Origin of the sequence: Actinopolyspora alba (assembly GCF_900112765.1) — a bacterium.
In the GTDB taxonomy this organism is placed as follows: Bacteria; Actinomycetota; Actinomycetes; order Mycobacteriales; family Pseudonocardiaceae; genus Actinopolyspora; species Actinopolyspora alba.
Genome location: NZ_FOMZ01000028.1, coordinates 1 through 3,684 on the forward strand (window position 1 = coordinate 1; position 3,684 = coordinate 3,684).

At 65.9% G+C, this 3,684-nt stretch carries 3 protein-coding genes and 1 pseudogene; all 4 read left to right on the forward strand.

The genetic code is table 11. The features are described 5' to 3' along the window. Nucleotides 1-700 (forward strand): annotated as a pseudogene (locus BM150_RS23395) (hypothetical protein); the annotation flags it as partial. A gap of 20 nt (nt 701-720) precedes the next feature. Continuing rightward, nucleotides 721-1,446, forward strand: coding sequence for a hypothetical protein (locus BM150_RS23400; protein ID WP_092930242.1), 726 nt, complete (start codon nt 721-723; stop codon nt 1,444-1,446). A 298-nt stretch (nt 1,447-1,744) separates the two neighbouring features. Further along, nucleotides 1,745-2,863 (forward strand): hypothetical protein, encoded by a 1,119-nt coding sequence (locus BM150_RS23405; RefSeq protein ID WP_092930244.1) that lies wholly within the window; start codon nt 1,745-1,747, stop codon nt 2,861-2,863. Between the two features lie 238 nt (nt 2,864-3,101). Beyond that, nucleotides 3,102-3,680, forward strand: a complete 579-nt coding sequence (locus tag BM150_RS23935; RefSeq protein ID WP_139219649.1) for a hypothetical protein — start codon at nt 3,102-3,104, stop codon at nt 3,678-3,680. The last annotated feature ends 4 nt before the right edge of the window (nt 3,681-3,684 follow it).

Sequence of the window (3,684 nt, forward strand, 5' to 3'; positions counted from 1 at the left end):
CGAAACCGCGCACACGTTCGGCGTGTGGCGCTGCCAGCCCCGCATCCCGTGGCACGAGCCCCGCCTGTGGCCGGTGCACCCCCACATGCGCACCCGGAGCATGGTCTGGGCAATGGGGCCGACCCTCGACATCGCGCGCAGCGACGAAGACAAGGGCGGAGCGGGCTGGACCCTGCACGATCTGAACATCACCGGGGCGTGGATCTGGCCGGATGCGGGCCATCTGCTCGAACCGCTCTACAACGTCGTGCGCCCCGCACTGCTGGCCTCAGCCTCCATCGAGGACGCCAGCCTCCGGGGTGCCAGCGCCCAGCACGTCAGCGCCGGATACAAGGCGCTCAACGGACGGTTCGAGTACGCCAAGGTGTTGGACAGTCACCAGCCGTGGCGCTGGCAACCGATGTGGCGGCGCGCGATCATCGCCGCTACTCGGGCGCGGTTGTTTCGGCAGGTCTCCAAAATCGCCCGTGAGCGGGATCTGTGGCCGGTGCACTCGGTCACCGACAGCGCGTGGTATCTGACCACACAGGCCACACTCACCGAGTGGCACCAGGCCGACAACGGCAACCTCGGAGTGCTCCGGCCGAAACGCGTGCACCGGCTCAGTGAGCAGGACCGGGACACGTTGCGCGCGCTCGACCCCAACGCGGAGAAAACTCCGAGCGTGCCCGCCGCGCTCAACCTGACCGACGAACAGTAACGAAACGGAGGTGACCAAGAATGCCGCAGTTCCGCAAGGAGGGCGTGCGGAAAGATCCCGCCGTCCGAGAGGCCGCGATGCGGGACGCCGTGCGGAACGGGGTCGATGTCGGCACCGACTACGCGTCCGTGCGCGCCCAACTACACCGGCTCGGCAAGGACGGGGTGCGTGCCGCCGCCCAGGCGGCGGGCCACACACCGCCGTCCGACCGCACGATTCGGCGGTGGGCGCAACAGAACCGCATCCCGCACGAACGGGTGGCCGAGGCCGCCCAGCGTGCGGATCGGGTGACCCGCCTGGGCGGGGTCGAGGCCGCCGCCCAGCAGGCCGGGCGGTCCCCGAAAACCGTGCGGGACTGGATGTCCAACCTCGATCGGCAGATGCGCGGCGACGCGCAATCAGCGATGGACAGCGCCGATACCGCTGACCGCCGGTCGGCGGCCGGAATCCCGGTGACCTCCAGCGGCACACCGGCCCGAGGCGCGGTGCTGTTCGCGTCCGGCGATGTCAACGTCAAGGGCAGTTCGTCGAGTTCGGCCTACGAGCGGTACCGCAATGTCCTCGGGCACAGCCTCGACGTGGGCACCACGCAACGGATCGTGGAAGCGATGGAAGCAGGCGACGAAGACGCCGCCCGGACGGCTGCCGAGGAATTCCTCTCCACCGGCTACGCCGAGTGCGAGGGATACGGCCCGGACTTCGGGTGGCATTTCGAGAGCCTGGATAACTTCCAACTCATCTGGTGAAGCAGGTGAGCAACCATGTCGCATAACACATCTGTCACGGAGTGGGCACGCGACACGCCGAGGGGTGATCCCCACAGCATGATCCACCCAGTCTGAGAGGATCAACCCCCGAACATGATTTCGGGCCGGGAGGTGCCAACTCCCGGCCCGAACAAAAGACCACACACACGATCCGAAGGGGGGTTGCACGGATCGCGAAACCGGTCCCAATCACTTGCTTAGCGTCTACAGACTACGGGACCGGTCTTGCCGTTCGCATCCCCCACGGGCGTGTGTCACCTGAAGTCAGGAGACACGCATGGACCGCGTCGAGGACGTTTCACCACACGAACTGCGGCACGCCGCCGTGCCCAACACGACCGTCGATGAGCTGACCAGCATCAACCTGCTGTCCCTGGCGGTGCTGACGAATTTCCTGCGGCACGCCGCCGAGTACGGGCAAACTCTGACGAAGCTTGTCCGGGACGCAGGCAGCCAGGGGCCGCGGAAAAGCCAAATCAGCACGGCCTACAACACGCTGATCGAGCGTGGCTACGTCGGCCGGGTCGAGTTCAGCTACCAACGCCCCGCAGGCAGCTCCACCCGCTCCGGGCAGCGAGCCACCTACCAGTGGACCTCGCGGGTGCCGATCTCGCACGAGCGGATCGAGGAGATCATTCACCGGCACACCCCCGGCCGCTACACGCTGACCCCGATCGACACGGGCGCACTCGATCCGACCACCGGCCGCCCGGTCTACGAGCTGCGCCGCGTGAAGGTGCTCTCGGCGGAGATCTACTACTACGACGGGCCGCGCCGTATCCACGCGGACGGCCTGCTCTCCGAGCGCATCCCCGGCCGAGGCGGCAAGCCGAAGCAGAAGGCGCAGAAGGCGCAGAAGGCGCAGCCCAGCAGCGACCCGAGCCGCAAGGGCAACACCGGGCAAGACGCCGAAGACTCCGAGGAGTCCGAGGAGCCTTCCCCGGAATCCCAAAATTCGACTTCCGGTGCGAGCACCGACGATGAAGGATCGTCGCACCTCACACCGGAAGTCGATTCACCGGAGGCCGGTGAATCGACTTCCATTAAGAACGGACCACCGGATAGAGATCACCCCCCAGAAAACAAAGAGCTGCCGCCCTCGCTGGCGCTCGGTTGGCCCCCGGACGAAACTCCTCCTCCGTCGGAGTTCCGTCCGGACGAAGACGATCAACGTTGCTCTGGCACCGATGAGACCAACCAGGCCGGGTTGGCAGGTGAGAGGTCACCCGCGCACGCGCGAAACCACACCGAAGAGCCAGCAGTCAAGGCAGCGTTGGCGGAAGATCCGAATCTCTCGCGCGAAGACGTGGAAACGATCATCATGAGGGCGAACCCGGCGCTGAATGAGGGGCAGGCGATCACCCGAGCGGCACAGCTGATCAAGGAATACGCATAAACCCGCCAGGAAGCACGCATAGCGCCCGCTGAGCATGATCCGGTGGTATCGGGCAGGAAAAGCGAAAAAAGCTCTGTGTGTGGATCTCAGGACCTAAAGTGTGGATCTTCGGAAGGGAAGTGCTATGCGCCCAGTTCACCGCTGGCTCGTCGTAGCGACCATGACAATGGCCCTCGCGGCGGGGTGCTCAGGGAAGTCTTCGGACCCAGCTCCCCCCGGTCCCTCGTCGTCGGAAACCGTGGCTTCACCGTCGATTTCGTTTCCGACCTTTGGCGATAACCAGTGTTCGCAGGTCACCGTGCCGAACTGCCAGCCGTGGGCGGCACCGGCACCGGATGATCTGAGCTGGCAGTCCATTGTGTCCAACTCCGCCCGTACTGTAGAGGGCCGCTCGGTCGGCGCGTCCTACCTGTGCTCGCTCCTGCCAGAGCCCCAGGTGGTAGGCATCGTCGGCCCGTCCCCTGCCCGCGTGCTCACCGGCTCAAAGTGCGTCATGGCCTCCACCGATGGTCCCCGATGGGTACGTGCCGAACAGGGCACGATCACAGCCCGACTTGCGTTCACCGGCCGGACCGATCGGGAGATGACGGGGAAGCTGCCCGAGATCACCGACCGCACCGACACCGCCGACCGGTCCCACCGCTCCGGAGTGCTGCGCGCTCCTGGTGCCGATGTTCGGGTGACGCTCGATTACGACTGGCCCGATCCCTCGGGCACGCTCGAAGAACGAGGAATCACCCCCGCTCCGAAGCGAGTCAATGACCTTTGGCGCGAACTGGTGAGTGAGGTTCGCGGAAAGGTTGCTAGCAAGACGTAGGGTG

Coding starts and splice junctions, on each gene's coding strand:
- BM150_RS23400 (WP_092930242.1), top strand. CDS start 721: ATGCCGCAGTTCCGCAAGGAGGGCGTGCGGAAAGATCCCGCCGTCCGA.
- BM150_RS23405 (WP_092930244.1), top strand. CDS start 1,745: ATGGACCGCGTCGAGGACGTTTCACCACACGAACTGCGGCACGCCGCC.